This is a genomic window from Pseudomonadota bacterium, from assembly GCA_026390555.1.
Taxonomy (GTDB): Bacteria; Bdellovibrionota_C; UBA2361; order UBA2361; family OMII01; genus OMII01.
Genome location: JAPLFS010000051.1, coordinates 1 through 3,984 on the forward strand (window position 1 = coordinate 1; position 3,984 = coordinate 3,984).

At 51.7% G+C, this 3,984-nt stretch carries 5 protein-coding genes; 4 read left to right on the forward strand and 1 reads right to left on the reverse strand.

Going from position 1 to position 3,984, the window contains the following annotated elements; all coding sequences use genetic code 11:
• From NTV65_06890 to ubiA, 3 genes are all read left to right on the forward strand, one after another.
• Positions 1 to 579 (forward strand): ubiquinone/menaquinone biosynthesis methyltransferase (locus NTV65_06890; GenBank protein ID MCX6114923.1); only part of this gene is annotated, 579 nt, incomplete at its 5' end.
• A gap of 22 nt (positions 580 to 601) precedes the next feature.
• Complete coding sequence (locus tag NTV65_06895) at positions 602 to 1,222, forward strand: UbiX family flavin prenyltransferase (GenBank protein ID MCX6114924.1); 621 nt, start codon at positions 602 to 604, stop codon at positions 1,220 to 1,222.
• Between the two features lie 3 nt (positions 1,223 to 1,225).
• Complete coding sequence (gene ubiA, locus NTV65_06900) at positions 1,226 to 2,083, forward strand: putative 4-hydroxybenzoate polyprenyltransferase (protein MCX6114925.1); 858 nt, start codon at positions 1,226 to 1,228, stop codon at positions 2,081 to 2,083.
• A gap of 8 nt (positions 2,084 to 2,091) precedes the next feature.
• Here ubiA and NTV65_06905 read toward each other — a convergent pair whose 3' ends face one another.
• Positions 2,092 to 2,421: a hypothetical protein gene (locus NTV65_06905; protein MCX6114926.1), complete on the reverse strand. Its 330-nt coding sequence runs from the start codon at positions 2,419 to 2,421 to the stop codon at positions 2,092 to 2,094.
• A gap of 177 nt (positions 2,422 to 2,598) precedes the next feature.
• On the opposite strand from NTV65_06905, the gene NTV65_06910 reads away from it, so the two are divergent.
• On the forward strand, positions 2,599 to 3,984 hold a 1,386-nt coding region (locus tag NTV65_06910), incomplete at its 3' end, for a hypothetical protein (GenBank protein ID MCX6114927.1).

The window sequence follows — 3,984 nt, forward strand, 5'->3', positions numbered from 1 at the left end:
CTAGTCGGGGGCCTTCCCCATAATCCTCGCGGTGTTTACATGGACCTCTGTACGGGGACCGGTGCGATTGTACCTGGCCTGCTTAAGCGCTGCGCCAGGGTGGTTGGGGTTGATATCTCTCCTCAGATGTTAGGGGTAGCGAGGCGGCGCTACAGCTCCCTTACAACCTGCGAGTGGATAGAGGGGGATGCGCAGCAGCTTCCATTTGAGGATGGCGTATTTGATGCAATTTCATTGGCGTACGGCCTGCGTAATATTCCCGATCGCGTTGGCGCCTTGCGTGAGATGCTGCGTGTTAGTAAGCCCCAAGCAACCCTAGCGATCCTAGAGTTCGGGCAACCATCAAATCGGGTCTGGGGCGCTATGTTTGGATGGTACTCAAGGGTCATTATACCAGCCGTTGGAGCGTGGCTCTCAGGGACACGTGCTCCGTACGAGTACCTACCAAAGAGCTCGGCGATATTTCCGTGTGGTGAGGCATGTGAGCGGTTATTACAGGAGGCTGGCTGGAAGCCGCTCTCAACGCGCTCCCTGTGTGGTGGAGTGGCGTTTATCTATATTGCTAGGAAAGAGCGCTGATAGCGCCAAGGAGACTTTTTATATGTCGGTAGATAAGGATCAGCGCTGGATCGTTGGGGTCACCGGAGCAAGTGGCGTTCGTTACGCCTTAAGATTGCTGCAGGTATTGCCGGCGCTAGTTCAAGAGGTGCATGTAGTTTTTTCGGATGCGGCGCTTAGGGTTCTTAACGACGAGGAGGAGTTGGCGATTAATACAGCTTCTCTCTGCTACGAAAAGATCTGCGGCTCTAGCGCCGATAACGTAACCTTCTACAACGCGCGCGATATAGGAGCACGCATAGCATCGGGTTCGATGCTTACAACGGGCATGGTTATTATTCCCTGCTCGATGGCGACGCTTGGCGCACTGGCGCACGGTATTCCAATGCACCTCGTGCACCGCGCAGCCGATGTGACTATAAAGGAGGGACGAAAACTCATAATCGTTCCCCGCGAAACGCCCCTTTCTCAGATTCACCTCAATAATCTTTTGATCCTCAGTAGATGTGGTGTGACTATCGTGCCAGCCATGCCTGCTTTCTATAACCGACCGCAATCCGTTGAGGAACTTGTAGATCAGTTCGTTATGAAGGTGCTCGATAGTATGGGGGTCTCTCATAACCTGGGGCGCCGCTGGCAAGAGCCTCCGGGGCACCCGGTGTAATCGATGGGGATTACGGCGCGTATCGCAACTTGGGGCTCCCTGGTTAAGTTCTCACACTCTGTGTTTGCGCTGCCCTTTGCGCTGATCATGGTGGTTGAGATCGCTCGCTATCACCCCATATCACTAGCTTCTGTAATGCTCCTGCTAGTGTGCATCGTGGCGGCAAGAACAGCAGCGATGGGCTTTAATCGGATCGTTGATCGTAATATTGATAGCGCCAATCCACGCACCGCTGCGCGCGAGATCCCAAGCGGTTTAGTGCCAGTTCGTGAAGCGATCTTACTTACACTCGCCAGTGGCCTTGTGTTTATCCTTGGAGCTGGACTCTTAGGTTGGCATTGTCTGCTGCTTTCTCCAGTGGTGTTAGCTATTCTGCTCGGATACTCCCTGATGAAGCGCTACACAGCCTGCGCTCACTTCGTGCTTGGGCTTGCATTAGCGTGCGCCCCAGGGGGTGTCTGGTATGCGCTGACCGGTATCTGGTCGCTAGAGCCGCTAGCCCTTATGGGTGGGGTGTTAACCTGGGTAGCAGGGTTTGATATCCTGTATAGCTGTCAGGATTATGAATTCGATTGCAAGCAAGGACTATTTAGTATCCCCGCGCGCATCGGCATACCGGCCTCACTACTCGTTGCTGCCTTGCTGCATATCCTGGCACTGGGATTTCTAGCGCTCTTTGGAGTAGTCTTTGATTTGGGGCTAGCGTACTGGATCGGGCTCGTGCTTTTCGGAATACTTCTCTTGAGTCAACACATAGCAGTAAAGCGCCGTGGTATCGGGTGTATTAATCAGGTGTTCTTTACCAGAAACGCCTTGGCTAGTTTGGTGCTACTAGCGGCAGTTGTAGTGGATAGCCTTTAAGAAGCTTACTACTGGTGGGCTTCAAAGCCAGACGCCGAATCAAGCCCTGTATGCGTAACAAGGATGCCCGCTAGCACCCCCAAGGATCTCTGAGAGAGTTCAACCGGAACCAGGATACGATAGACCAACTCAGGTCCGAGATCGGTTGAACGTCTGAAATGTTCAATCATAACTGGCACGGAGCTACTTTCCAGAGCTGAGCAGACACGGTTCGCTGTTCGTTGATCGGTGAGCTCACCGACTAGTACGTACTGTTCCATCGCTGCGGCCTCCAATATAATCGGATAAGATCCCTTGTAGCTGTTGCATGGGTGCGAGGCTAGTCCTTTTTTAAGCATCCCTGCTGTAGGTTCTTCTGTACCCTCCTATAAAACAGAGAGATTGCTACAACCTAGCGACAGGATCGGGCTATTTATTACAGAAACGCGCAGCTTTTTCCCCCGCCGCCAGGCACCCCTGTGCAGATACGCTCTATTTGTAGTATAATTCTGGGCCTTTGGAATTAGGAACGTTGTATGATTGTAGGTGTATCTCAGAGCGGTGAAAGTAAGAGGCAGTGTAAAGAGGTTGACCTAAGCGCTCACACGCTACCGCAAGTCGGACTAAAGCAGACTACACTACAGAAGCGAATTGAAGGCCAACACTTCGCCATTAAATTCTCAGTCGAGCAAGGTGCCCAAGACATTCGCGTTACTGCGCTCACAGTAGATACTACTCATCCTGACGTTCGAGGGGAGGTCACCTCATTTTGCTTGGATCATATTTTGGTCGAGGCTTATAGCAAATCACCCCGTACGATAGAGCAGATTATAGATCCACAGGTAACGGATGAAACTAGGTTGGAGGCGCTGGGTTCGATAGTATTTGATCTCTGTAAGGGTTCTGCGGCCGCAGATTATGTGATTAGGCCGGTACAAAAGGTAGAATCGTTAATCATTGATCCACCCGTATTTGATGAACTGGAGCCTGATTTTGCGATTGAAACTAAGATCGGCACTACCTTCGTTGATCTGATAAATGGCCAGTATCGGAAGGTTATTTCGGTGCTCCGCAATGACTTAACTGTACTTGATTTTGTTGTCGTTGAGCGTCCAGGCGAGATGATTGAAGCATACATGCGCGCTGCTCTAATCGGTATAGAGTGGCCGATCCTAGACGCACAGGGCATACCAGCCAACAGCGCTAATATCAAAGAAGCGATCCACGACTATACATATATCTTAAGGGGTATGCGTGGAGCTTCTTGGGCCCGCTCGCTGCATCGTATCGCCTCTGAGCTTGAGCATAGACAATGGGGTAGGAGTGATCCTGAGCGTGCTAACGGAATGGAGCCTTTTCTTCATGAGTTTAGGTACAAGGTTTCTGATCAACAGTTGTGGGGCGATGATATCTCACGGACCCCGGTTGCGCAGGCGCTTGCTCCCAAGGGTAGCATGCTCAGGCCACGACAGTTACCAGATGGTCGGGTGCTCTGGCTAGGACTTGAAAGGAGCGATCCTCCGGATTATCCCAGACAAATACACCTCTCCGGTTTTTCAACGAGTGGAACGGAGTACCACGTGCTGGTGAGTGTGCCCCTTTCAGGGGAGCGTCGGATGCGACGAGTCTACAATGAGCTCCTAGTAGCGCCAGGGTGGGAGGAGATATCTAAGAACCTTACAAAAATCGTTGAGATCCCAGGATCACGGGTATGCTGCGAGTTATCGCCTAACATCGAGGACTATCCCTCAATAGTTAATAACCTGATCGAAAGTATAACCGAGCGCGGCAAAGAGCGCGACGTTCAGCGTGGAGTATCGCCCGAATCTGTACTGAAGGACGATCAGGCTACCTCTAAGATTATTGAGAACTTCTTACAGGGCAGGGTGCCGTTCTTCTCTAGTTTAACGAGCCATAGCCGC

What these genes read in the sequence shown, in the direction of transcription:
- NTV65_06895 (MCX6114924.1), top strand. Translation starts at nt 602, where the DNA reads ATGTCGGTAGATAAGGATCAGCGCTGGATCGTTGGGGTCACCGGAGCA.
- ubiA (MCX6114925.1), top strand. Translation starts at nt 1,226, where the DNA reads ATGGGGATTACGGCGCGTATCGCAACTTGGGGCTCCCTGGTTAAGTTC.
- NTV65_06905 (MCX6114926.1), bottom strand. Translation starts at nt 2,421, where the DNA reads ATGCTTAAAAAAGGACTAGCCTCGCACCCATGCAACAGCTACAAGGGA.